Source organism: Brevibacillus sp. 1238 (assembly GCF_029892995.1).
Taxonomy (GTDB): domain Bacteria; phylum Bacillota; class Bacilli; order Brevibacillales; family Brevibacillaceae; genus Brevibacillus; species Brevibacillus parabrevis.
The window spans coordinates 81,720-106,921 of sequence record NZ_JARXWC010000007.1 but is presented as its reverse complement, the minus strand read 5'-3'; the positions used below and the strand labels follow the sequence as shown (position 1 = coordinate 106,921).

Below are 25,202 nucleotides of genomic sequence, written 5' to 3'. Positions count from 1 at the left end.
CTTGCTCAGCTTCATCTCGATACCCCTTGCGGACTGGCCAGCTCCAGGTTGATGCCAAGCTCTACGTACCTTTCCACAAAAGGGCGTGCGGCTGCATCCGTAATGATCCGGTCCACGTCAGACACTCCGGCAAATTTGGCTAAATGCGTTTCGCCAAACTTGCTGTAGTCGACCAGCACGTACACTTTTCTCGCCCGCTCCATCATTACTTGGTTGATCTGCGCTTCGGCCAGGTTCAATGTGGTCAGTCCATGCTCCGGATGGATGCCATCGGCTCCGATGAAGCATTTGAAGACAGACAGATTGCGCAAGTTTTCTGCGGCAACAGAGCCAACGAGCGCAAACGACTTGTGCCGCATCTCCCCGCCGATCAAAATGACGTGATGTTTTCCCTGGCTGTTCAGCTCCATCGCGATATTGACCGCGTTGGTGACTACCGTCAGATCGTTCATCCCGCGCAGCAGCTTGGCCAGCTCCATCGTCGTCGTTCCGGCGCCGATCATGATCGTGTCGCCAGGCTGGATGTGGGATAGCGCCTGGTGGGCAATCGCCAGCTTCTCTTCGCTGCGCTCCGCGAGCTTTTCGGTAAAACTGCGTTCCACAGGGAGAAAGTCAGTGATCGTCGCCCCTCCGTGTATGCGCGTCAACAGCCCGTCGTTTTCCAGCTTGATCAAATCTTTGCGAATCGTCACTTCCGATACATCGAGAGCCTGACTGAGTTCGCTGACTGTCACGCTTTGCTCCGCTCTCAATTGCTCGAGTATTTTGCTGTGCCGTTCAGCTGCCAGCATGATGCTTCACTTCCTTACTACAGCGATTATTTTGTCTTTCGTTTTATTTTGTATACTTTCGTTTTATTTCATTTAGATCATATCACCCGAGAAAAAAGAATGTCAAACCGTATTCAGAAAATTTCACATAATCATTTTGCGCAGAGGCAAACATGCCAAAAGGACACCTCCGCATGGAATCGAAAGTGTCCTTGTGTTTTTGGTTTACGGTTAGGCGTTCAGAGAAGTTGTCGTGCGCAAGTTCCAAGCCGTTTCTAGTAAACCAATCAAATTTTTTTGCCTATGCTCCAGAACAGCTGGCGTCCACTCTTTTTCCTGAATGACTTGAGTGGTTAGCGCGAACGAGCTGATACCATTACTAGTTTGGAAATAAGATGCTTTTTTCTTTTGAAAATCGTAGTTCTTAGCTTGGGCATTTTTCACACGCGTAAGCAAAACTAAGTTTGCCAGCTTATGGACATACTCGGACGGATTATCAAAATGCTTCATCCAAGCGCTGTCTGGTTTGGGCGTTTGAGGCAAGACATGCTCAACCGTGATGACGGAGTAATCGTAGTAAGGCTGCCCCGGTGTCAAAAGTGAATCCAAGCGCAAAAGAAGGTATCGCCTTGCCGTATCCTTCAGATCTGTATAAACATCCCCGTTCAGCATACGAAGCACTTCTTGTTTATCCTCATCCGAAACCTCGAGAGCAGATTCACTGGAAAAGACATCTACTCCTTTATCCATCTCCCTTAAAATTTGAGAGTAGCGAGACATGCGCCAATTGAAATTTTTCCGGAGTATCATGCTCGTGCCAGCCAGCACTTCAAGGCGATTAAGAAACATGTCCAGCTTTTGATTGTGCTTACGCAAGTAAAACATTGCGGGTGGAATCCAGTCACTGTTATCAATTCGGTTTAACAAGCTCAACACTTTAATAAGCTGCGGTTGTTGCCCAAAGTAAGAATTATAATTAACTAATTTTAGATAAATCTCTCCATATGGAATTAAGTATTCATCAATGAACCGACTTCCGCTTATTGTAGAAAAGATTTCGCTATACTCGTCCTTGTAATTAGCGCTACCCTTTCGCTTTTGAATAATCATTCTCATGTGATCAAACAGCTTGTTAAAACGGTCTCTTCCCAGTGAGACCTCGACATCCTCCCACTTATTGGTGTAGTGATCCTGTTCATGCTGTGGAATGTCCCCAATCACTTGTGCTTTGAAAATATCACTCGTCATAAGATCGAGTCCGCGGTCGTTCAGCACCGTAAAGATTCGGAAAGCTGAATCAAAATTCGGAGTGGAGACTACCACAATATAACAAAGCGTAGCGATTACCCCAGGCAGAGCCTTCACAGTTTGTGGCTCTAATTCATTCAGACGTTCCAAGAAGTACAGCGCGTTGTCCCGAATTGCTTTTTGACTGTCTGTTTTCACCGGAGTGCCTGCATTGAGATTTTGTGTGGCACCACGCTCTTGGATACCTACCTTGAAAAAATCACTGTCGCGATTGCGAAGACAAAGCCGATACGTATCCGCTATGTTCCTAATCTTGCTTCCTTTTTGAACTATCATACTATCAATCTCTGAGGCATAGTCATCGCCCAAATAATCTCTTAAAACCGCAAGCAGAATTGTCAGAGTGGTAAGCCGTTGCTGTCCGTCCAAAACTTCGGCTTGAGGCCCATCTTTTTTTACCAACACGATACTGCCAAGGAAATATGGTTCCTCTACATCTCCAACATTTTGTTCCGTTACGTTGTAATGCTCCATGAAATCTAGTAAATCATCCAATAGTTCTCCAGCCTCATTCGTTGTCCACGAATAAGGCCGCTGTACAGATGGAATGGTAAACAAATAATCATCGGAAAACACTTTATGTAAAGGGGTTTCTTGCGCAAATAGCGTCGTCTTCAAACTGCCGCCTCCCTCGCGTGCTTTTATGGTCACCCACATTCACAAGCTGAGCATTATTACCCACCTAGCAATATACCCCACTTTCCAATTCTTTGAAACCATTCATTCGAAAAATTCAGCAAAACGCCCAGTTCCTCGCAATACATTTTGAGGAACTGAACGTTCGATAGGAGAATATTTATGCAAGCCCCTCACTCCGCAAATCGGTTCAGCTTCGCTTCTGCACCCACTATTGCGCTTGCGACACGCTGATCGCAGCCCTGCGGCCCTGTTTTTCTGAAAAAGAGCGCACGCAAAAATTGCTTGCTGTTCACCTGGGCGATGCGTTGGCTGCGGCTCCGCGGCCAGTTGCCACACTCAGCCAGACTGTTTATCCAATCGGCAATCTGCTCAATCGGCAGCAACTCTTTTCCAAGCATCGTATGGACAATCGTCGCCATCCGCTCGTCCTCTTCCTCGCAAAAAATATGCGCGCCGTTGTGCAGCATCCCGGCAATGGCGTCCAACACCTCCAACTGCAACGCCTCATCGCTCTCCGGGCACTGAATCAGCTCGTCCAGCGCATCCGCTCCGTGAGCCGCGCTGTGCGCCCAGCCGCCCTCGGGAACATAGCCGCGCAAATCTTGCTCCTCCCTGTAATACCGCAGCAACGCCCGTTTGACATGCTCAAAAACGTCCTGATCGAGAAAAGGCTGCTTCCGATGCTGTCCCAAAATCAAAGCGATCGGCAGGACAGAAAAAGTTCGCGTAAACACGCTGTCATCCCCGGCGCTGCCAATTTGATAAAACAAATGCTGCTCATCCGTCAACACGAGCAGCAAACGGCGCAGCTCGCCCTCTGTGAACTTGTTTTCGCGATGAATCCAGGCGTAAAACGTCGGATAGATCGATTCATCCCGCAACTGTGGATCGGGGTCGCCGATGTATTGCAGCATCAGCTCCACGAAGTCCCCCGGCTTTTCACCTGCATCAAGCTGATATTGATTCGCTGCGATTCTCTCCATATCCCGGACAAATTGCTGCTTGATTTCGCTCATTTTTCGCACCTCATTCACGATTATCGTAATTTCTTCCGCCACAAGATCAGGGTCGTCATGATGAATATCGTGTCCGCTGTCCTTGGCTACCTTGATCCGGCTCGCCGTCGACAGTCTTTGAAAATCGGCTTGCAACTGTTGTTCAATCTGCAAGATTTCCTCGTGGGGCCAATCATTTTGTGCGTAATCTGGCCGACCCCGCATCAAGATCGCTAAAGGCATACGGCTCACGCCTGTATGCGCCGAGACTTGCCTGTAGCTTTGCGGTTTATCAATCTGCTCCCGGTTCAACAGCGGATTTTCCAAATACGCCCGATTTTCCGCAATCAACGCGGCGGGCAGCACTTTTTCATAAGCAAGCTCTTTATACTCGGCGGCTGCATCGACCAGTACCATGCCTGCTGCCAGTTTCGGGAAGCGGCTGGCAAACAGCCTGGCGACCAATCCGCCAAACGAGTGGCCGACCAAAATATAGGGCGGCTTTACGGGGGTCTGCGCTATCAGCTCGCAAAGCTCCTCCACCAAGTCAGTACAAGTCCGGGGAACTTTGGCGGCCGCCTCGCTTTTGCCGATGCCCGCCCTGTCACAGGAAAAGGTCGATGCCATCTGCGCGATCCGGGCTTGCACCTTATCCCACGTCTCGCAGCTATCTCCCAAACCCGCTATGAAAATAACCGCAGGAGCGTCTTGTCGCAACGAGTAGCGACAGTAAAACATGCGCCCCTGATGCCGCAGCCATGTTGCTGTGCAGGAAAGCGAGTTTGTCATGCCTGATCACATCCGTTTCACCAGCCATTGTCTTCACACCCCCACTATAAAACAAAATGACTGACACCAGTCTGTCAGCCATTGTAGGAAAGCATCAGTTCCCGAACGTATTCTTTTAATTCTTCCCGCAGGAAGTGAGGTTCGACAATCTCGCAGTCCTTGCCAAAGCCCAGAATGAACTTCAGCAGCCCTTCCTCATACGGGAACGACTTCACTACGATGTACTGACTGTCCGTTCCTTTAGTAATACTCTCTTTGGAAAAATACTCGGTGAGCTGTTCACCAATCCGGCTGGAAAACCGCAATGTCACCGTAACCCCGCGTTCCTGATAGCTCGCTTCGATCGTTTTTGCGATCTCTTCTCGGGAAGCCGCTCTTTTTGCAAAAACTTCCCCGATGGTCAGGTTCCTCATCCGCACGAGCTTGAACCTTCTGTACTGATTGCGAACCCGGCAAAAGGCAACGAGAAACCAGTGCCCGGACGTAAACGCGATCTGCACAGGCTCTGCCACTCGGCACGCAGCATCCATGTTTCTGTTGATGTATTCGAAGTGAAGCAGCCTGTTTTCTGTGATCGCCCGGTTCATGAGCAGCAGGTACTCTCTCAGCTCCTCTTCCATGCTGAAATGGGACATGTCCACGCTCCACTTGTCTGCGGCGCCACTGTCCCTTTTCCATGTATGCCCGAGCTTGAGCAGCACATCGTTAAACGCCTCATTTTTGCCGAACAGAAAATCAAGATCGTTCACTACTGCCAGAAACAGATTGGCTTCTTCTTTGTTCAGAAACAGATTGTCTACCTGATAATGTTCCATCAAGTAGTACCCTCCGCCCCTTCCTCCAAGCGAAGCAATGGGAATGCCTGCTTCCCCTATTTTTTCGATATCCCGATAAATCGTTCGCAAGGAAACTTCAAAATGGTCGGCAAGCTCTTTTCCGGTGACCATCCCTTTTTGCGATAAAATGAGCAGCATGGATAACAATCGGTTCACTCGCACTCGCTTACTTCTCCAAAATAAAATCAGACATGACAACCTTCTCCCATTGTATCCCTTTCGGATTCACATTGGTATAAAGCGTGACCGAATCGGCGTTTTCGATGACGGCTTTCAGCTGAAAATTCATTTCTTTTTGCTGCAAATATTCATCGTGAAGCTGCTGGTAGTGGGGATCGCCCTTTTCTTTTGCCTCCTTGATGTAGGCGACGGTGTCCGGGTCTTTGTCAAAATTTTTGTACATCACTTTGTAGCCAAAAGTAGCTTCCACCTTTCCTGCCACATTCGACTCCTGATAATCAGACAACTCGAAACCGAGCAATTCGTAATGCGCGGAGAAAGCCTTTTTCGATTCTTCCTTCATATAGTTGAAGATTTGATTATACTCGGGAGAATTTTGTGCTTCCTCCACTTGGGACGTGCCTTTGCCTTCCGATATGGTTACTGGACTCTGATTGGCGGCTTGTTCCGGGCTGCAACCTGGCAAGCCCGCCACGACGACCAACGCAAAGCAGACGATGAGCGCTTTTTTCACTGGAAACTCACCCTTATGGACAGATTGGAATTTGCTTACAAGTTATACGATTCATCTGCCATTTATGTCTCTCCCTTTTTCGCTCGAAAAAACATTTGGACGAAAAAAAAGAACAAGACAGCCTGTTGCCTGATGCAACGACTGCCTTGCGCTCTTCCCGAATGTACTTACTGGGTCGCTTCCCACTTCGCAACCTCTTCGCGTACGCGCGGTGCGACTTCGCTGCCCAGGAGCCGAATTGCCTGCATAACCTGGTCGTGCGGCATCGTGCCCACAGGTACGTGCAGCATGAAGCGGGTAACCCCGACCTGTTTGCGCAGGTGAATGATTTTCGCTGCCACCGTCTCCGGGTCGCCGACATACAGCGCGCCTTCAAAGCTTCTCGCCGCGTCAAAGCTCGATCGGTCGTAATGCCCCCAGCCGCGCTCCCGTCCGAGTACGTTCATTACTTGCTGGGTTGGCGGGAAAAATTTGTCCGCTGCCGCTTCCGTGTTCCAATCGACAAAACCGTGTGAATGGGAAGCCACGCTCAGCTTTCGCGGGTCGTGGCCTGCCTGGATCGCTGCCCGCTTGTACAGCTCGACTAACGGCGCAAACTGCACCGGACGCCCTCCGATAATCGCGAGAACGAGCGGAAGTCCCAACAGTCCTGCCCGGATTACCGACTGCGTATTCCCGCCACTGCCAATCCAGACGGGCAACGGGTCCTGCACTGGCCGCGGATAAATGCCGAGATTTTGAATGGCCGGACGATGCTTGCCTCGCCAGGTCACCTTTTCCGACGAGCGAATTTTCAGCAGCAGCTCCAGCTTTTCTTCGAACAACTCGTCGTAATCGTTCAAGTCATAACCGAACAACGGAAAAGACTCGATAAAAGAACCTCGACCCGCCATGATCTCTGCGCGACCGTTGGAAATCGCGTCGAGTGTAGCAAAATCCTGAAAAACCCGCACCGGATCAGCAGAAGACAACACGGTAACTGCGCTGGTCAACCGTATCCGTTTGGTCTGTGGCGCAGCAGCCGCAAGCACCATCGCAGGTGAAGACGCCGCAAAATCTTCGCGATGATGCTCGCCCACGCCGAATACATCCAGTCCTACCTGATCGGCCAAAATAATTTCCTCGACGACTTCCCGCAATCGTTGCGCATGGCTGATGACCTCCCCTGTCTGTGCATCAGGAGTCGTCTCTACAAACGTGCTAATGCCAATCTCCACCACAAAGCCCTCCCTATTCTTCTCGCTCCGAATAATATCTTTATTTTAAGAATCTCTATCTTAAATTTCAAGTCTGCAACTGCATTCCCTCCATCAGCCTTCCACTTTTCCGCTTTTCGAATGCGTGTCGTACATGTCGCGTCTAAATAAAAAAGGGACATCGTCGCTGATGTCCCTTTCTGCTGCATACTTATTTTCGCTCGCCGCTTTGTGCTTGCTCATCCAGCGGAACGGCTTTGTTAATGCCAAAAGCGTAGAAGCTAAGTGTCACGATCCCCAGGAACACGATCCCGGCAATCAGCGAGATGCGCGTGTCATCGTTGATCCACATTCCGACCAACACCATCAGCAAAAAGGCGATGGTAATGTAGTTCGTCAGTGGAGCGAGCGGCATCTTGAACGGATGGTTGCCCAGTTCGGCCGCTTTTTGTTTGCGGAATCTGATTTGACTGATCAAAATCACAAACCAAGGAATCATCCCTGGAAGCACGCTCGCGCTGTACACGTACACAAACAGATTTTCCGGCGCGATATAGCTCAGGATGACGCCGACACCCAAGCCGACGAGAACACCGATCGTTCCCAAAAGCGGCACACCGTTATGGGACAGCTTGGTGAAAATTTTCGGCGCCTGTCCATTGACACCAAGTGTATACAGCATGCGGCCTGCACTGTAAATCCCGCTATTACAGCCAGACATCGCTGCGGTGATGACTACGAAGTTAATCAGTCCCGCTGCTGCGGTAATGCCGATCTTGGCAAACGTCGCTACGAACGGACTGCCGATCGACTGCAATTGATCCCACGGGTAAACGGTTACAATTACAAAAATCGCACCGATGTAGAAAATCAGAATCCGCCAAATGATGCTCTGGATCGCGCTGGTCAACGTCTTCTTCGGATCTTTTGCCTCACCAGCCGTAATCCCGATCAACTCAACCCCTTGATAAGCCCCGATCACTAATGACAAAGCGAAGAAAAAGCCTGTCCAGCCGCCGGTAAAGAAACCGCCGTTTTCCCACAGATTGGATAAGCCAATCGCATGACCGCCGTTGCCGATTCCGAAGAAAATCAGGCCAAGTCCGGCAATAATCATCAACACAATCGTAACGATCTTGATCATGGCAAACCAGAACTCAAACTCACCAAACGATTTAACCGAGAACAAGTTCGCTGCGCCCAAAATCACCATGGCAATAATCCCGGGAATCCAGGCTGGCAAATCAGGGAACCAATACTTCATATACGCCCCGACCGCGATAATCTCCGACATCCCGACGACTACCCACTGAAACCAGTTGCTCCAGGCCGTCAAATAACCAGCTAACGGATGAATGTACTTATGCCCGAAAGTTGCGAATGAGCCAGTGCTTGGCTCCACATACAGCATTTCTCCCATGGCGCGCATGATAAAAAATATAAAAATTCCTACAATTGCATAAGCAAGCATTACGGATGGACCTGTCCATTTGATCGTGCTTGCAGAGCCCATGAATAGCCCTACACCAATCGTGCCGCCCAAAGCGATCATCTGAATGTGACGAGCTTCCAGACCCCTTTTCAATTCTTTGTTTTCCACTTCGGTTCTTCTTCCTCTCTGCCTTGGCTAGCGTATGCTCAGAAAACTGTGGAACATGGGCAAACCATCCACTTCATGTGACCTCTTGTAAAGCATTCCTAATAGTTGGTCAGATTATTCTTCTCCCTATTAATGCTTTACTTCAGCAACACTTGTTTATTGTAATACGTTTTTTTGATAATAACAATTATATTCCCTGGAAAAATAGCTGGTAAATCAATATATTCGGATTATATAAAATTAAAAAATATATGATAGATAAAATAAATTCTTTTGCACAAAAAGAAAACACCTTATGCAGGTGTCTCGCCTTAGTCTACGTCTTACAACACAATCTCAATCGACGTCCCCTGTCCTTCTTCGCTGCTGATGACAATCTCGCCTTGGTGTGCGTCGATGATATCGCGTGCGATCGCCATCCCAAGCCCCGATCCTTTGTGGGCATCGCCTGTGTTCGTTCCTCGGTAGTAGCGGTCAAAAATCCGTTCCAGTTCCGCCTTCTTGATCCCTTTCCCGTCGTCCTTGATCGAGATATGCACGCGTTCTTGCTTTTCCACGCGCACCTCGATTTTTACCTCGTCATGATTGTGGACGATCGCATTGTAAATCAGATTGTTGATCGCTCTCACCATCAAGATTTCGTCGACTTCCACGGGGATGAACTCTTCGGTTACCGTAAACTCAATGTGGCGCTTCGCATACTTGGGATCGTTCAGGATGTCGATCACGATGCCGCGCAAAAGGGTAACGATGTTGACCGTCTTCTTTTGAACGGACAGCTCTTTGTTCCGCAAGCGTGTCGTCAAATTGAGGTCTTCGATGACTTCTTTGATATACACTGACTTTTTCTCGATAATTCCTGCGTACTCCCTGATCTCGTCCCATGTAAACTGATAGTCCGGGTCCTTGATCATTTCCGAGTAGCCTTGAATCGAAGCAAGCGGCGTCTTCATGTCGTGGGAAATGTTGGCGATCCATTCCTCTTTTAATTGATCGAGCTTTTTGCGCTCCTTTTCGTTCGCCTGCAACTGGTGCGACAGCTGATTCAAGTTATCGAATACGTGCTGGTAGACGCCTTCCGGTTTGTAATGGACGTAAAACTGATTGTTCGCCAACTGCTTGATCCCGTCGATCAGCGAATGCATAGGCTGCGTAAGCCGCTTGCTGAACCAATAGCCGATCCACAAAGCGATCAGGATGTCGATCATAAAAATGATGAGCCCTACATTGAATGCGCGCAAGATAACCTGGTTGTCGTAGAAAATGACGTACCTGTTCAAGTCGCGGTTTTCAATCCCGATCAAGTAGCTGTAGCGCTTTGCTGCACTTGCCTTTTCCCCGACGAAAACGGTCGTATCCCCATCTACTTCCTGGTATTTGTACATTTGAATCATGTCTGCGGGCGTGTAATGCTTCTTTAGTCCGGCGGGCACTCGGTAAGTCAACACTTCATTGCCGTTTTCGTCCAGAATCTGTAGCCAGGCGTTTTTCTTTTGCAGCTCGTCTTTTCCTTCTGCGGTTATCGCGATGCTGTCTCCCGCTAGATCGAGCCGCTGCTCAAACTCTCTCGTAAATTGCTCGGGAGAAGCCGCCTGATCCTGAAAAATCGGGACGTCGAAGCCTTTTTGCGCAATAAATAATCCCAGCATAACGAAAAAATTGATGAAAATAACCAAAATCACAACCAAGACAACGGACAGCAAATACCGTCCTGTGACCTTCCACTTCATCCATCACTGCTCCTCGATCACCAGTTTATAACCCAAACCCTTCACGGTAATCAAATATTCGGGAGAAGAAGGCTGGTCCTCGATCTTTTCCCTCAGTCGGCGTATGTGCACCATGACGGTGTTGTCGATCCCGATAAAATCCTCGCCCCAGACTGTATCGTACAGCTTTTCCTTGCTGATGACTTTGTTGGCGTTTGCCAAAAAAACCTTCATCAGCCCAAGCTCCTTCGGCTTCAAGTCAATCGGACTGCCGTTCTTCAAAAGCTCTGCTTTTTGCGGGTCCAACTCAAACGGCCCAGCCTTGAGCACAGGGTCTTCCTCGACTACAGGCTCAACGACCGCATAATCGGCTCTTCTCAGTTGCGCTTTGACCCGGTAGGCAAGCTCCTTGGGACTGAACGGCTTCGTAATATAGTCATCGCCGCCAATGGCAAAGCCCAAAATTTTATCAATTTCCTCGGTTTTAGCGGAGATGAACAAAATCGGCACCTTGGAAAAGCCTCTGATCTGTTTGCATACTTCATAACCTTCTCCGTCTGGCAGCATGATGTCCAACAGCACGAGGTCGGGCTTTTTCTCCTGAAATTGAGCCAGGCCGTCCTTGGCGGTGGTCGAAGTCCAGACGTGCTCGATCCCTTCTTTTTTCAGAACCGTTTGAATCAGCTTCAAAATATCTTCTTCGTCGTCAATGATCAGTACCTTTTTCCCGGACATTGCCGCTTCGCCTCCTTTAAAAACCGAACCCTTTTTATGTGAGAGTATGCCTGACCGCCCTCCATTTAGCAAGCCAAGCCGTTCTTCCATAGAGAAAAGGCGCAAAAAGACTTTTGCTGCCAGCCTTTTTGCGCGCGCCATGTTTGCTTATTTCGCCTTTTGCTTGCCGTACGTCATAAAGCGCCACATCTTCTCCAATGGCCCCATCGCGAAAAATTTGAACCACAGATTGCTGTAAATGATTTGGACGACGAAGATCAGGCTGGCGATGATGACGACATTCACCGGAGATACATACTCCAGCCCCATGATCGAAATGATCAGCAAGCCGATAAAGCTTTGCGCCACGTAATTGGTCAACGCCATCTGTCCGACCCGGGCAACTGGCGCGAAGAAAGCGCGAATCGCCGCATGCTCCAGAAGCAAAAACATCACAGCGACATAGAACAAGACCGTTGGAATCGTGCCAAGCGAAACGATCAGTCGCAAACTCTCGGCTGCTCCTGCCGAAGCAAACCACGTCCAGATCGCAAAACCAGCGACGACAGGCAACAAACCTGCTGCCAGAAGACGCAGCTGCTTTTTGCATTCACCGACGCGTTTGATCAGATCAGCCTTTGCGACAGAGAACCCAGCCAAAAACATAGTGAAAATCAAAGTCCAATCACCGATGATCACATCAAGCACCGTAGACAGGACACCTTCTGTTCCGATCAGCTTGGCAATCAGCGCCACTACGTACACAGCGACAACTCCGGCGAGCCATTTGTTGATCGTGGCAAGCTTTGCCCGGTAAAACGGCAGCAGGAGAAATCCAATCAGTGCGTAAGCTGGCAAGATCGTGCCCCAAAAAATAAACACATGCACAATTCCGATCAAAAACATCATCAGCAAGCGCCGGGAAAAACGGCGCAGCGGCCTGTCTCCCCGCATCTCGGCCCGTGAAGCGAAAATGTAAAACCCTACTCCGAACAGAAACGAGAAAATCGAGAAAAATTTCTTTTCAATGAGAATGAGGGTAAGCGTATCAATCCATTGGTTCACTCCTGTAAATTCAGGAATGCTCATTCCTTCCGTCAGAATAATATAGCCTTTGATGTTAATAAACAAAATACCGAACAAGGCAAGACCGCGAATGATATCTAAAGCGACAATCCGTTCCTTTTGCGGGACAGAGGGATTCATTAGACTGTGCTCCTTTCTTTATTGCAGTTTTTCGTCCGCTTTCTTTGGCAATTCTTCCTTGGCTACTTCCTGATAAGAAGTCACGCCTTTGCCCTCTTTCACAAACAGACTCAAGTATGCTTTTTCCCGCAGTTGTTTATCTGCCGTGAAAGTAAATGTCTTTTGACTGCCGTCCTGGTCGTAGGCGGGCAACTCGTATTCGTAACGGACCAGCGTCTCTCCGCCGCCGATTTTGTCGACCAGCTTCTTGCCCTCTCCTTGAATTTGCGTATAGTAGACGTCTGCTCCCAGCCTGTTCAAATTCACTTTTTGCATAAGCGGCACGGCAGCAATCAGGATGACGGCAATGACGATCCACGTAATCATGCTCTTTTTCATGACTTCCTCTCCCAACCTCGTGTCCTTTTGATTGCTTCTGAGACGATTATAGCTGTCCGTACCTTACAGCGTTTTAATCCGAACCTTAACTAATCCTTAAAAAAATAACAGCAAACCTCGCTCAGAGATTTGCTGTTGCGGTTACAACGTATTCACTTTTTGCTCGGAACGATATCGGCGGCGGCATCAAAGTAGAAGGTACGCTCTCCCTTTTTCAGAAGCACAAGCAAAACGTGCAGGCAGAGAACGGCGACCATGATCGCCATGCACGCGAAGAGGACAACGGTCATCCAGACGTGGATCGGGTACAGTGCCGAATCCATCTCGATCTCCACCCGACTCAAGATTCCAATGAAAGCCGAGATTCCCCAAGGCAAGTACAAGGCAAACGTCCTTTTTAACAGCGCCTTCCACGAAGGAACCTCTCCTTGCGGGCCTGCCAGCCTGAAACGCAGCAATCTCGTTCCGACTGTCTGGCCGCCCCACAGCAGCGGAAGGACGAAGTACACAACGAGGAAACCGACCGTGGTGTACACCATCTCCATCACGTCATTGGACGAGAACAATCCGATCGTGACCAGCCAGACTGCCTGAATCAAGAAATAGTCGACCCACACTGCCAGCAATTGCGACAGCGGCGGCACCAGTCGGCTAGACTCGATTTTTGCCTTTTTCGCAAGCAGCGTCTTTTTGGACGGGAACAAGGCGAGAATGATCGGGCCAATCCAGTAGCCAGCAAGCGCTCCTGTGCTGTTCAGCATCAGATCATCTACGTCAAAAATGCGGTACGGACAATTGTAGATGCCGTAAATCCCGGTTACCTGCGTGATTTCATAGAACAGGGAGAGGGCAAAGCCGAAGCCAAATGCCTTTTTCCAATACCGCTTGTCTTGCCAAAAATAGCGCAAGTAGACCCCGAACGGCAGCAGCAGCAAGAAATTGAAGGCTGCCTGCCAGAAAGCGCTCTGCTTGAAAATTTGCATGTACGTCGCGGGATTGGACAAGACGATCGCCCCATCCTTCAACGTATCTGTGACGAAGGAAAAAGGGATCAGCGAGTAATACACGGTATCCGCTGATTGGTAGGCGCATGTGTTGCGGGACTCCGGCAAAGGCAACAGCACCAGAAACAAAGCAGACAACATATAGTACATAAAAGAATAGGCCACGATGGAAGCCCACAGGCTCAAAAAGCCGTACTTCCGATAGCTGTAGATCAGCCAGGGAATGACCAGCACGAATCCCAGCAGGATGAATGCGATAAATGCCGTTTGAATCGGTATGAAATATGCCGACATGCTGCACCTCGTTTAATAGTCTTGGACGCTGGACGCCATTTGCGCCACTGGATTGACGCCCGCCCAGCTGTACGGTTAGTCTGTCTCGGTTGACCTTACAAAAATTATCATAGATGCTCGTCAGCGTGCAACGCAAAAAAGGATCAGCTGTCATCTTTTTGACAGCCAATCCGCTTTCTTTCTTGTCTTTACTTCGGTTCTTTGCCGGACCACACAAAACGCGGCAGACGGCTAAGCATGGCAGGCAAGACCGTCACATGGTCTTCCCCTGTGAACTTTATCCACTCCAGATGAAGACCTTGCTCGGCAAGCGTCGCCATACCCGCGGCGACTTCTTCTGCGCCTTCCAGCATATCCTCCAGCTCGTCAGCGCCAATGGTCAACAACAGTTGACGCTGATACTCGCCTTGCCAGCCCGCTTTGAACTGCTGCATTTCCTTGAGCACCTCATTGTTGGCCCACCAGACAGACGGACTGCCCGCCACGTAATGCGTAAACAATTGCGGCCTGGTGAACAGAGCATGCAAGGCAAACAATCCACCCAACGAATGGCCGACCAGCAATTGTCGGTTCGGATCAATCGGCCATTCCTTGGCAATCGCCGGCATCAGCTCAAATTCGAGAAAATCGAGAAACTGATCCGCTTCGCCATGCGGTGGCCACGGTCTGCCATCAGGCCGCTCGGGAAGCGACGCTTCGTCGACATGCATCGTAAAATCACGGCATCGCCGCTCCACATCAAACGGCTCGCGTGAAGGATACCCGATGCCGACAACCAAAATGGGGTCGAAGCCTTTAGGCTTGCGAGTCTGGAGCTTGACTGCTTCGGCAAGCGTCTGGAATAGCGCATCTCCGTCCAGGGCGTAGATGACAGCATACCCGCCGGGAGGTGCCTCATCTGCTGGATTCCCGAGCAAAATCCGGTATTCCAGCTGTCTTTTCGATGTCAGCTTGTATTCGTAGCAACGCTCCGGAATATGAGGTGTTTCGATCATCTTGTTCATGGCTGCATGAACCTCACCACATCGTCAATCACTTTGCTTTGGGCGATAAAACCGCCGCTCAGCCAGTAGTCATTGGATGTCTCAAATACGTGGCCGCTTTTCACTGCCGGGACGTTTTTCCATACGGCACTGTCCTTCAATTCTTTTAAAAATGCATCCCCCTGGTTGCCGTCGTTCACGAGAAAAATGTAGTCGGCATCCAGTTGAGGCAATATTTCCATCGATACTTCAAACGCGCCGTCTTTGACCAGCTTGCTCGGTTCAAAGCCCAAATCGTGGGCAAGCACATAGCCGCTGAAGTAATCGCTGTTCATGAAAAACATTCCTTTTGCGTTAAAGCGGATGATCGCGGCTTTTTTACCCTCTGCTTTTGCCGCAAGCTTTGCCTTTGCATCGGCTGCTTTGTCCGCGTAGTTTTTCAAAGCTTGCTCCGCCTTGTCTTCAACCCCCAGCAGTTTTCCCAACGTGCGAACCGAGCTGTTCAAATCAGTAGAGGCGCTTTTGAAAACGTAGGTGGGAGCGATTTTGGCGTATTTCTCATACGCGCCGTTTTCCGCCGAATACGAATTGTGCAAAATAATGAGATCCGGCTGCGATTCCAAAATGACTTCAAAAGAAGGGGTTCCGCCAGCGAAGCTGATCTGCGGCACGCTGCCAAGCTGGTCTTGCAAGTATTCTTGCGGGCTTACCCCGTTCGACCATTGCATCGCGGGCTTGATCCCGAGTGACAGCAGAGAATCCTCCATGACAGGTGCAAATACTTTGCCAGGCTTGGCTGGAATCGTCAGTTCATGACCAAGCTCGTCTTTTACCGTCAACGGGTAGGCAACCTCTGTCTGGGCAGTACCTTTTGCCGAATCGGTCGGAGTGCTCTCGGCTGCCGTCTGTTGCTTGCTGTCCTGTGGCTTGGCTGTTTCTGTACCGCATGCGGCAAGCAGCCCGGATACGAGCAGCACGGTTGACAGCAGAGCCATTGTTTTGTGGGCGCGACTTGGTCGCTTGCTCCATCTCTTTATCATAAATAAGTCCCCCTTTTCGAATGATAACCATTCTCACAAGAAAGGATTATAGAAGAAAACATCAGGTGACTCCATGGACAGGAACAAGAGAAGAGGCTGGATTTTTCCCTGTTAGCATCAGCGTCGCTTCTTCCATCATCCGAATAATCGCCAGGGCGGAATACTCAAACCACGGGTTGGACGGAATGACGTACAGCTTGCTGTTTTTGACCGCCTCAAGACTTCTCCATTGCATGTGATACTGCAAGGAAAGCCAAAATTTTCGCGTCCGCGCGTCCGGGCAGATCAATACCAGCAGTCTGTCAGGATTAATGTGAGACAGTTGTTCAAGCGAAATCACTTCGTTGCACAGCTTTTTCTGCTCCGGGATCGTTGCCAGGGCCAAATCCTGGTACAGCATGTCGCGAATCCCCCTGTTGCTGTAAAGATAGATGTCCTCCCCGGAGATACGCAAGGTGACGAAAACGTCATTTCCAACTGCTTCGCGCACGCTTTGCCTGGCTTGCCCTGCGCTTTCCTCGTAGGCTTGCAGCCATTGCTCACAATCTGATTGTCTGTCCACCATCGCTGCCATTTCCCTAAGCTGCTCCCGCCATTTGGTTGCTTTGATTTCGACGCACTTAATCCCGGCTGTTTCAAGCTGACTGCGAATCGCCTGGTCGTATTCATGGTGCAAAATGAGCAAATCCGGCTTGGCCAAGCTCAGCTTTCTGAGGCTTTCCTCGTCCAACTCCGTCTCCGGTGAGCTTAAATGAATTGGAATCCGGTCTTGATAGTAATAGTGGTAAAAAGGACTCCATTTCGGATCAAGCGGAGCCGCAACCGGAACAATTCCCAGCGCGAGCAGATTTCCCGTCCCGGCCGTGGACGTGACCGCTACCCGCCTTCGCGTCTCCTTGCTGTATGCGGAAGGCGATACGCCGACTGCTTTCTTGAATTTTCTGCTGAAGTAAAACTCGTCCGTGTAGCCGACTTTTCGCGCCACTTCGTGCATGTACAAATCGGAATCGCGCAGAAGCTGCTTGGCACGCCCGATGCGCAGCTCCGTCACATAATCCATCACGCTCTGTCCGTACGCTTTTTTGAACGCATCTCCAAAGTAATTGGGGCTAAGTCCGGTCAACTGGGCCAGCTCATGAATCGATATAGGTTCGGCAAAACGGCTGGCGATATACTCCCGGACTTCCGCAAGCGACAAACGAGCAGCCATGCCGCTTTCCTTGCCTTGATTCCGTTCATTCCTGAACATGCTCAGCCACCTCCTGCGCTTTTTCATAGAAAATCGGTTTTATTCATGATATTGATAATCATTTTCATATTATTACTATAGTCCATCGCCTTATCGAAGACAATCGCGGGTAGCGACCACGCGACCCTCCCCGCGAAATACCACTCCCGGCCACCCCGAGCTGCATCTGCAATGGAACTCCTTTTTGTCTTATCATTTCCATCGCGGATGATCCGCTGCCTGTTGCGCTTTGATTATGCGGCGGGTGAAAAATGAAAAGCTGCCCGCAAAAGTGGCGAGCAGCTTCTGATAACCCGGTCGGTTGACCGTTATTTTTTGTTTGCTTTCGCCGACATGACTGAAACGATTTCGTCCAACAGCAAGTCCAAGGTCAGCGGGTCATCGTAGTTGAATTTGCTATCCAAAATATACACGCGACCTTGCTGCACAGCCGGAATCGTCTTCCAGACGGAGCTGTCCATCAACTGTTGCTGGAGGGCAACCGTCTCGTTGCCACCATCCGTCAGCAGAAAAATATCGGTGCCCATATAGTCAGGGAGAACTTCGTTCGAGACATCCACGAAGCGCTCGTTTTTGTCTACAAGTTTTTGCGTTCCTGGTGACGGCTTGAAACCGAGCTGGCCGTATACCGTCGTATTCAGCCCTTGATTCCCCATCACATACATCTCTTTGCCCAAAAGCAGCAGCGATACGGCAGTCTCATCGCCTTTCAGTTGCAGCTTCTCCTTGGTCGCTTTTGCTTTTTCCTCGTACGCTTTGAACCAAGCTTCTGCCGCCTCCGTCCGTTCGAGCACATCTGCCGTAAACATCACGCGCTCTTTGGTCGGTGTGGCATCGTCCAGCCCCGTGACGACAGTCGGTGCAATCTTCTCCAGAGCCGCCAGCCCTTTTTCATCCCAGTCGTCGAAAATGATCAGGTCCGGATTTAACGCCAATACTTTTTCCTGCGAGTATGGATAACCGACGTCTTCGATTCCTTTTATTTGTTCAGGGTAGGCAATCTGACTCGCGATGACGCTCAAGGTGGCGCCAATCGGCTTCACGCCGATCGCCAGCAAATCACCCGGATTGCTGCCGACATAAACAACCCTCTGCGCTTGAACCGGGAACTCCACTTCGCGTCCCTGCACGTCTTTTACGACTTTTGTAGCCGGTTTTGTATCGGGAGCAGCGTCTTTGCTTGTCTCGGTACCCGCATTCGCTTTTCCAGCATCAGGTGTGGCAGGTGCAGTCGTTGCGCCGCAAGCTGACAAAAACGCCATCACGAGCAGCAGACCGAGCAGAGAAAGCAGGCGTTCCTTTTTAAACATAGCTGAATCAAAGCCCCTCTCTATTAATGAATAACGATCAATAAAGAAAATGATAATCATTATCACTAAAAGAGTATACATCAAGTGCTCATGCGGGTAAATAAAAAGAAAGCCCTATGCTCCCACCAGCCTATCTTTGCACAAATTCCGTAAAACTGATTTCGCTTACCTCGTACTCCGCACCTATGCTGGCCAGCTCGTTTGCGACTTTGGCAGCGACTGACTCCAGTCCTTTGAACACGAGCAGAGGAGCAGCTTCCAGATGAGCTTTTGCTTGCCCGTAATCGCATTTGAACCATTTTTTGATGAACAGCAGCGTCTTGAGCTTGTCAGCACCCGCACCTGTGATCATGACTTTGTTGTATATAAAGTCTTCCATCTCTTCTACGTCTGTTTCCGTGATGCTCCGCGGTCGCAGAGCGCTGCGCAGCAACTCCGCCAGATTGTCGTACGCGACAGCAAAATCCCAGACTCCCCTGCCGTGTTCTGCGGTATAAATCACGGTGTCGCCTCTGGACAGATCGATGCAGTATGGATCGCCCTCGTCGTTAGCAATCACCAAAAAGCTTTTCGGCCAGTCCTCTATCACTTCATCTGTCACCGGATTGTAGTTGTACCCGAGCTGGCCATCCGGCAAATCCTTTGCCCCGTATATATCCAGGTTGATATAATCATCCGTGCTCCAGGACACAGACTGTGGAACATAGTGCTGCAAAAAGTACACGTACTCCTCAGGCAGCGTCCATGTTTCCGTCACGCTTTTGATTGCTTGCTCGTCTGCTTCGGCAAGCAGTTGCATCGGATGTTTCGCGTAAAAGTCAGGGTCTTGTTCGCACATTGCTTGCACGACTGACCGCATCTGAGAAAGGATAGCATCGATTTGCGAATATACAGGTTCCACGCGGTTCACCACTTTGTCTGAAAATTGTCTCCCGAAATGACTCTCTTTCTTTTTCCACCATTCTCCAACATATTCCTTTGAAATCAGGGAAGTCTTTGAAAATGCTACTTGCGGCCTATCCGTAGCAATCCCATGCCAGCCTGTCATCCACGAACAGACGAGCGGCTGACCAAGCAAACAGCCAAAATAAAACGGCCTCTCTTCCCGCAACGCAATGTGCAGGAGAAAGGCCGCTTGCTTATGATTGGATTAAAGAACCGTCTGCCGTCTACTGGACAGCAACCAGTTTGTTGTCAAGCCCCAGCGTCTTTGCTGTGTTTACATGAATGTCATGCAACAGCTCTGGATTGTCCATCAAAGACATGCCATAAGAAGGAATCATTTCTTTAAACTTCGCTTCCCACTCGGTTACATGTTGCGGGAAGCATTTTTTGAGGACTTCCAGCATGACAGATACTGCGGTAGAAGCACCCGGAGATGCCCCCAACAAAGCTGCGATCGAACCATCGCCAGCCGTGATGACTTCCGTACCGAACTGGAGCGTTCCTTTGCCGCCAGCTTCGGTATCTTTGATTACCTGTACGCGCTGACCGGCAACAACCATATCCCAGTCTTCGCTTTTCGCATTCGGAATAAACTCGCGCAGCTCTTCCATGCGTTGTTCTTTCGAAAGCATGACTTGCTGAATCAGGTATTTGGTCAATGACATCTCTTTCGCGCCTGCTGCCAGCATCGTCATCACGTTGTTCGGTTTGACAGAAGTGATCAAATCGAACATGGAGCCGGTTTTCAGGAACTTAGGCGAGAAGCCAGCAAATGGCCCGAACAGCAACGATTTTTTATTGTCGATATAACGTGTGTCCAAATGAGGTACGGACATCGGCGGAGCGCCGACCTTGGCTTTACCGTATACTTTTGCATGATGTTGCGCCACAATATCCGGGTTTTTACAGACCATAAAAATACCACTTACCGGGAAGCCGCCAATGCGTCTTCCTTCCGGGATACCGGATTTTTGCAGCAAGTGCAGGCTTCCACCCCCACCGCCGATAAAGACGAACTTCGCTTTATGGCGTTGAACACTGCCGTTATGCAGGTTTTTCACTTTCAGCTCCCAAGAACCGTCGCTGGCCCGCTTGAGGTCATCAACGCTGTGCTCGTAGTTCACTTCAACGTCTTTGCTCTTCAAGTGATCAAACAGCATACGCGTCAAGGCCCCAAAGTTGACATCCGTTCCAGAGTCGATCTTTGTGGCAGCAATTGGCTCGTCGGAGTTGCGGCCTTCCATCACAAGCGGAATCCATTCCTTCAGTTTTTCTGGAGAATCGGAGAACTCCATGCCTTGGAACAAAGGATTGTTTGCCATCGCTTCGAAACGTTTCTTCAAAAACGATACATTTCTCTCCCCTTGCACCAAACTCATATGGGGCAATGGCATAATGAAATCTTGCGGATTGCTGATCAGCTTGTTGTTCACCAGATAAGACCAGAACTGCATGGAAACTTGGAACTGCTCATTGATCTTGATTGCTTTGCTGATGTCGACCGATCCGTCTTTCTTTTCGCTGGTGTAGTTCAGCTCACAGAGTGCAGCATGCCCAGTTCCTGCATTGTTCCACTCGTTGGAGCTTTCCTCTCCTGCTTTTGAGAGCTTTTCAAACACTGTAATTTTCCAGTCTGGTACTAATTCCTTCAGCAGTGACCCTAGGGTCGCACTCATGATGCCGGCACCAATTAAGATAACGTCTGTTTGCATTTGTCTGCTACTCATTTTTACCGTCCTAACTCGCTGGTATTTGGAGAAAAGATGCAGGCGGCTCCTGATCTGGCCCCGTTGCAAGTCAGGGTGCTACCTAGTACACACCTTTTCTGGAATAATTACAACCTGTATATAGTGTAACACTTTTATCTTTAGAATAAAATATTTGCTATATATTGATAGTTATATGCTATTAAAGGTGCCTTAAATTTTAGTAATGATGCACTTTTAATAGAGACATACTGAAAAACGGTCATAAAACCTTATAAAGGCACAAAAACCAAAGCCACTGCTCGATGAGTTTTGCGGGGTTATCGGCAGGGTTCTTCCGTTATTTTGCCTTATAGCGGGATATTATATGATCGCATCGCAAAAAAGCGTTCGGGGATGTGTACAATTGCTTCGCCCCCCACGATATTCATGCCATCTACCCGTCTGGTCAAACATACATTGTTACATTCGATGGCCTGCAACAAGTAGCCTATGTCAGTCGGAACTTGATCACACAATTGTATAAAAGGATCAATTTTTACATATAGGCTGGTTGTTTGTGGAAATTTATCTGTTTTTGTCGAACGGTATCAAGCGAAAATCATGCAAAAACAGACTTTCACCAACAATAAATAATTTAAGAGAATACTGGAATTCTTACAAATCCGTTATGATTTTGCCAAATTATATCAAATGTTGTAAGATTGTAGCATAGGCGTCATAGTTTCAGAAGTTTGTTGATGGAGGTAATAAAATGTCAATTTCTGGCACATTTTCGAACTGGCTTAAAAGCACGCAATCGACCTTGCGGGACCAGGTTAAAAAGTTTCAGAATCGTGACTTTATGGATGCAGTCGTCGCGGGATGCGCATTGGTTGCCGCAGCCGATGGACAAATAGACTCCACAGAAAAACAAAAGATGGCCGCTTATATCAACCGAAGCGAAGAATTGAAAGTTTTTAATATGAACGATGTTATCGCCCGGTTCAACCATTTTGTCAGCGGATTTGAATTTGATCATGGCGTAGGGAAGATGGAAGCGCTCAAAGCAATCGGAAAAATCAAAAATAATTCGGAAGCAGCACGTGTTCTCATCAGTGTGTGTTGTGCCATTGGTGCAGCAGACGGCGATTTTGATGAGAAAGAAAAAATGGTAGTTCGGGAAATTTGCCAGACCGTTAATTTGAATCCAGGCGATTTCCAGCTGTAACCAACAAGCGGGATTGCCTTATACCAGAGGCAGTCTTGTTTTTTTATCGTATGGCGAATTGGGATGAAGAGGGGAGTCGTTTCTTTTTATGCGGCATTTTGATTACTTGCTAGAAGATGAAAGAGCAGAACTGTTCAGTATACACCCTCTTCCGATCAATCGAAGTACCGAAAAGGAAGTGCTGGCCCACGCACTGGGAGCAACGCTCTATATGCCAGCCATGCGGGCTACCATCTCCCAGGACGTCATGACCAAAAAACACGAAGGCTTGATTTCGATGGTAATTTGCCTGGAAGACGCCATCGGTGATCATGAGGTGCCTGAGGCGGAGCAATCGCTGATTCGGCAAGTGCGCGATATTTCCAGCCAAATGCGGCACGGCTTGATCCACCAGGACGATATTCCGATCATGTTCGTGCGGGTACGGGATGTCGCCCAAATGAACCGGATTGTCGATGAGCTGCAAGAAGACTTGATTTGCCTGACAGGGTTTGTGTTCCCGAAGTTTACCAGCCGCAACGCAGAAGAGTATCTGGAGGCGCTGGAATCCTGCAATCGGCATGTTTCCTTTCCCGTGTACGGCATGCCCATTCTGGAATCTGCCGACGTTATTTACAAAGAGACCCGGACAGCCGAGCTGCTCTCTATCAAAAATACGATAGACAAATATCGGCACCTCGTTCTGAACGTGCGCATGGGAGCAACCGACTTTTCCAGCCTGTTCGGATTACGCCGGGGGCCGGACGTGTCGATTTACGATATTTCCACGATTCGCGACTGCATCGGCGACATCGTCAACATGTTTACCCGCCGGGGCAGCGAGCACGTCGTATCAGGTCCGGTCTGGGAGTATTTTGGAACCGGAGAAAGATTGCTGAAACCGCAACTTCGCCAGTCTCCTTTTGAACAAAAACTCGGCGGTTCATCCGGGAGAAGGCTTCGCCAACAACTGTTGAATCACTGGCAGGACGGGCTGATCAAGGAAGTGTTGCTGGACAAGGAAAACGGCCTGACTGGCAAAACCATTATTCACCCGAGCCACATCAAAATTGTCCACTCCCTTGCAGTGATTACACGAGAAGAATACGAGGATGCCTGTACCATCCTGCAAAGCCAGACAAACGGCGTGACCAAGAGCCAATATGCCAACAAGATGAACGAAATCAAGCCGCATACGAGCTGGGCGAAAAAAATCATGATCAAATCAAAAGTGTACGGGGTGTTCCATGAACATAACAACTTTATCAACCTCCTCGCCCGAACATCAAATATTCAACTTCAATATTCTCGGTAATCTGGACATCACCATCCGCGTTCAGCAAAATCCGTATCAACTCCCGCCGGAAGCACTGTTTCAGATGGCTGCCCGCATTAACAAAAAACGAAGCTTTCTGTTTGTCAGCAAAGTTCTCGGCAAGCATTTGCCCGTTCGTCCCGCCACATCTGTGCTGAGCGGAATGGCATTGGCTGCCCGGCTCCTCGAAGAACGGTACTCCCTCGAAGTCGCAGAGCTGCCCGCGATTGTGCAAGGGATCGTCCATCAGGAAAAAAGCGATGAGATTCTTCACCAGCTGCTGCTGCATCCTTTTGAATTGCCCGAACCGTTGTTGTTCATCGGCTTTGCGGAGACGGCTACGGCACTTGGACACAGCATGTTCAGTGCGTTTGGCAGCAAGACCGAATACATTCACACGACCAGGGAGCGCATCAATGAGCTTCCGTCCACGATTGACTTTGAAGAAGAGCATTCCCACGCAGTAGCTCATCACTTTTATCCGGTAAATAAAAACTTGCTACGTTCTGAGTGCCCAATCGTATTAGTAGATGATGAGATTACGACTGGCAAGACAGCGTTGAACATCATTCGCGAGATTCAGCATCACTTCCCGCGAAAGCAATACATCGTCGCTTCCTTGCTGGATTGGCGTTCCCAAGAGGATCATCGCAAATTCCAGGAGCTTGAAGCCGAATTGGACATCAAAATCACGGCCATTTCTCTGCTCAAAGGGGAGATTGAAGTAAACGGAGCAACAGGCGAGCAACCGACACAGCAAACAATCGTTGCCTCTGCCCACGCAGGCACAGCCCCGGTTGTTATCCCGCTGGAAACGGCTGCGCTGACCAAACTGTCCTTTTCTTCCATCACTCCGTCAGGGTTCATCAACACACAACCATACTTGCTGGAAACGGGCCGCTTCGGAATAACAGCCGAGCAGCAGCGTGAATTGCACGGCACACTTCGCGAGTTGGGACAAGCTTTGCAGCAATACCGCACAGGCAGGGCCTTATGTATGGGAACGGGCGAATTTATGTACGTTCCGATGATGATCGCCGCTTTTATGGGCGACGACGTCCTGTATCAATCGACGACGCGAAGCCCCATCCACCCGGCAACAAAAGAGGCTTACGCCGTGCAAAATGCATTTTCCTACGAGAGTCCCGATGATCCTGCCATTCCCAACTTTATTTACAACATCCCGGAGCAGCGGTATAGCGAGTTGTTCCTGTTCCTTGAACGCGGGACGAGCGATGAACGGCTGAACAGTTTGTACGCAGCTTTGGCTCAACTGCCGATTCCGCACAAGTATGTCGTCATGTTTTGCTAACAGCCAAGAGAGGGGGAAACC

General features: G+C 49.4%; 21 protein-coding genes and 1 pseudogene. 3 read left to right on the top strand and 19 right to left on the bottom strand.

What is annotated here, in order from left to right:
* Positions 1-11 precede the first annotated feature (11 nt).
* The 19 genes and pseudogenes from M2298_RS17570 to M2298_RS17480 form a co-directional block, all read right to left on the bottom strand.
* Positions 12-791, bottom strand: a complete 780-nt coding sequence (locus M2298_RS17570; RefSeq protein WP_173597228.1) for a DeoR/GlpR family DNA-binding transcription regulator — start codon at positions 789-791, stop codon at positions 12-14.
* A 210-nt stretch (positions 792-1,001) separates the two neighbouring features.
* Complete coding sequence (locus tag M2298_RS17565; RefSeq protein WP_173598937.1) at positions 1,002-2,696, bottom strand: DUF262 domain-containing protein; 1,695 nt, start codon at positions 2,694-2,696, stop codon at positions 1,002-1,004.
* Positions 2,697-2,887: 191 nt separating this feature from the next.
* On the bottom strand, positions 2,888-3,733 hold the full coding sequence (locus M2298_RS17560) for a DUF2785 domain-containing protein (protein ID WP_280648828.1): 846 nt from the start codon (positions 3,731-3,733) through the stop codon (positions 2,888-2,890).
* Between the two features lie 45 nt (positions 3,734-3,778).
* A pseudogene (locus M2298_RS17555) lies at positions 3,779-4,450 on the bottom strand (alpha/beta fold hydrolase); the annotation flags it as partial.
* A gap of 125 nt (positions 4,451-4,575) precedes the next feature.
* Positions 4,576-5,499 carry a helix-turn-helix transcriptional regulator gene (locus M2298_RS17550; protein WP_173597227.1) on the bottom strand — a complete coding sequence of 308 codons (924 nt, stop codon included), beginning with the start codon at positions 5,497-5,499 and terminating at the stop codon, positions 4,576-4,578.
* Positions 5,500-5,503: 4 nt separating this feature from the next.
* Positions 5,504-6,031, bottom strand: coding sequence for a hypothetical protein (locus M2298_RS17545; protein WP_122962295.1), 528 nt, complete (start codon positions 6,029-6,031; stop codon positions 5,504-5,506).
* A 167-nt stretch (positions 6,032-6,198) separates the two neighbouring features.
* Positions 6,199-7,248, bottom strand: coding sequence for an LLM class flavin-dependent oxidoreductase (locus M2298_RS17540; RefSeq protein WP_122962294.1), 1,050 nt, complete (start codon positions 7,246-7,248; stop codon positions 6,199-6,201).
* A 190-nt stretch (positions 7,249-7,438) separates the two neighbouring features.
* Positions 7,439-8,827 (bottom strand): amino acid permease, encoded by a 1,389-nt coding sequence (locus tag M2298_RS17535; RefSeq protein ID WP_122962293.1) that lies wholly within the window; start codon positions 8,825-8,827, stop codon positions 7,439-7,441.
* A gap of 323 nt (positions 8,828-9,150) precedes the next feature.
* Complete coding sequence (locus tag M2298_RS17530; RefSeq protein WP_280648793.1) at positions 9,151-10,557, bottom strand: sensor histidine kinase; 1,407 nt, start codon at positions 10,555-10,557, stop codon at positions 9,151-9,153.
* A 3-nt stretch (positions 10,558-10,560) separates the two neighbouring features.
* The gene (locus tag M2298_RS17525) at positions 10,561-11,271 is read right to left on the bottom strand and encodes a response regulator transcription factor (protein ID WP_122962291.1); all 711 of its coding nucleotides are present in this window, start codon (positions 11,269-11,271) and stop codon (positions 10,561-10,563) included.
* A 147-nt stretch (positions 11,272-11,418) separates the two neighbouring features.
* Entirely contained in the window at positions 11,419-12,456 is a 1,038-nt protein-coding gene (locus M2298_RS17520) for a DUF418 domain-containing protein (RefSeq protein ID WP_280648792.1), read from the bottom strand.
* An 18-nt stretch (positions 12,457-12,474) separates the two neighbouring features.
* Positions 12,475-12,834, bottom strand: coding sequence for a YxeA family protein (locus tag M2298_RS17515; RefSeq protein WP_173597222.1), 360 nt, complete (start codon positions 12,832-12,834; stop codon positions 12,475-12,477).
* 152 nt (positions 12,835-12,986) lie between these two features.
* Entirely contained in the window at positions 12,987-14,132 is a 1,146-nt protein-coding gene (locus M2298_RS17510) for a VanZ family protein (protein ID WP_280648791.1), read from the bottom strand.
* Between the two features lie 188 nt (positions 14,133-14,320).
* Complete coding sequence (locus M2298_RS17505) at positions 14,321-15,136, bottom strand: alpha/beta hydrolase (RefSeq protein WP_122962289.1); 816 nt, start codon at positions 15,134-15,136, stop codon at positions 14,321-14,323.
* Entirely contained in the window at positions 15,133-16,155 is a 1,023-nt protein-coding gene (locus tag M2298_RS17500; protein WP_173597219.1) for an ABC transporter substrate-binding protein, read from the bottom strand. The genes M2298_RS17505 and M2298_RS17500 overlap by 4 nt, the downstream gene beginning before the upstream one ends.
* Before the next feature lie 61 nt (positions 16,156-16,216).
* Positions 16,217-17,404: an ABC transporter substrate-binding protein gene (locus M2298_RS17495; protein WP_173597218.1), complete on the bottom strand. Its 1,188-nt coding sequence runs from the start codon at positions 17,402-17,404 to the stop codon at positions 16,217-16,219.
* Between the two features lie 308 nt (positions 17,405-17,712).
* Complete coding sequence (locus M2298_RS17490) at positions 17,713-18,714, bottom strand: ABC transporter substrate-binding protein (RefSeq protein WP_280648790.1); 1,002 nt, start codon at positions 18,712-18,714, stop codon at positions 17,713-17,715.
* Positions 18,715-18,844: 130 nt separating this feature from the next.
* On the bottom strand, positions 18,845-19,615 hold the full coding sequence (locus tag M2298_RS17485) for an SMI1/KNR4 family protein (RefSeq protein ID WP_229049778.1): 771 nt from the start codon (positions 19,613-19,615) through the stop codon (positions 18,845-18,847).
* 268 nt (positions 19,616-19,883) lie between these two features.
* Complete coding sequence (locus M2298_RS17480; RefSeq protein ID WP_256436830.1) at positions 19,884-21,428, bottom strand: malate:quinone oxidoreductase; 1,545 nt, start codon at positions 21,426-21,428, stop codon at positions 19,884-19,886.
* Positions 21,429-22,119: 691 nt separating this feature from the next.
* On the opposite strand from M2298_RS17480, the gene M2298_RS17475 reads away from it, so the two are divergent.
* The 3 genes from M2298_RS17475 (at position 22,120) to M2298_RS17465 (ending at position 25,181) form a co-directional block, all read left to right on the top strand.
* On the top strand, positions 22,120-22,575 hold the full coding sequence (locus M2298_RS17475; protein ID WP_063231626.1) for a tellurite resistance TerB family protein: 456 nt from the start codon (positions 22,120-22,122) through the stop codon (positions 22,573-22,575).
* Between the two features lie 88 nt (positions 22,576-22,663).
* On the top strand, positions 22,664-23,869 hold the full coding sequence (locus tag M2298_RS17470; protein WP_280648789.1) for an HpcH/HpaI aldolase/citrate lyase family protein: 1,206 nt from the start codon (positions 22,664-22,666) through the stop codon (positions 23,867-23,869).
* Complete coding sequence (locus M2298_RS17465) at positions 23,802-25,181, top strand: phosphoribosyltransferase family protein (protein WP_280648788.1); 1,380 nt, start codon at positions 23,802-23,804, stop codon at positions 25,179-25,181. Before M2298_RS17470 ends, M2298_RS17465 begins: the two co-directional genes overlap by 68 nt.
* Positions 25,182-25,202: the final 21 nt, after the last annotated feature.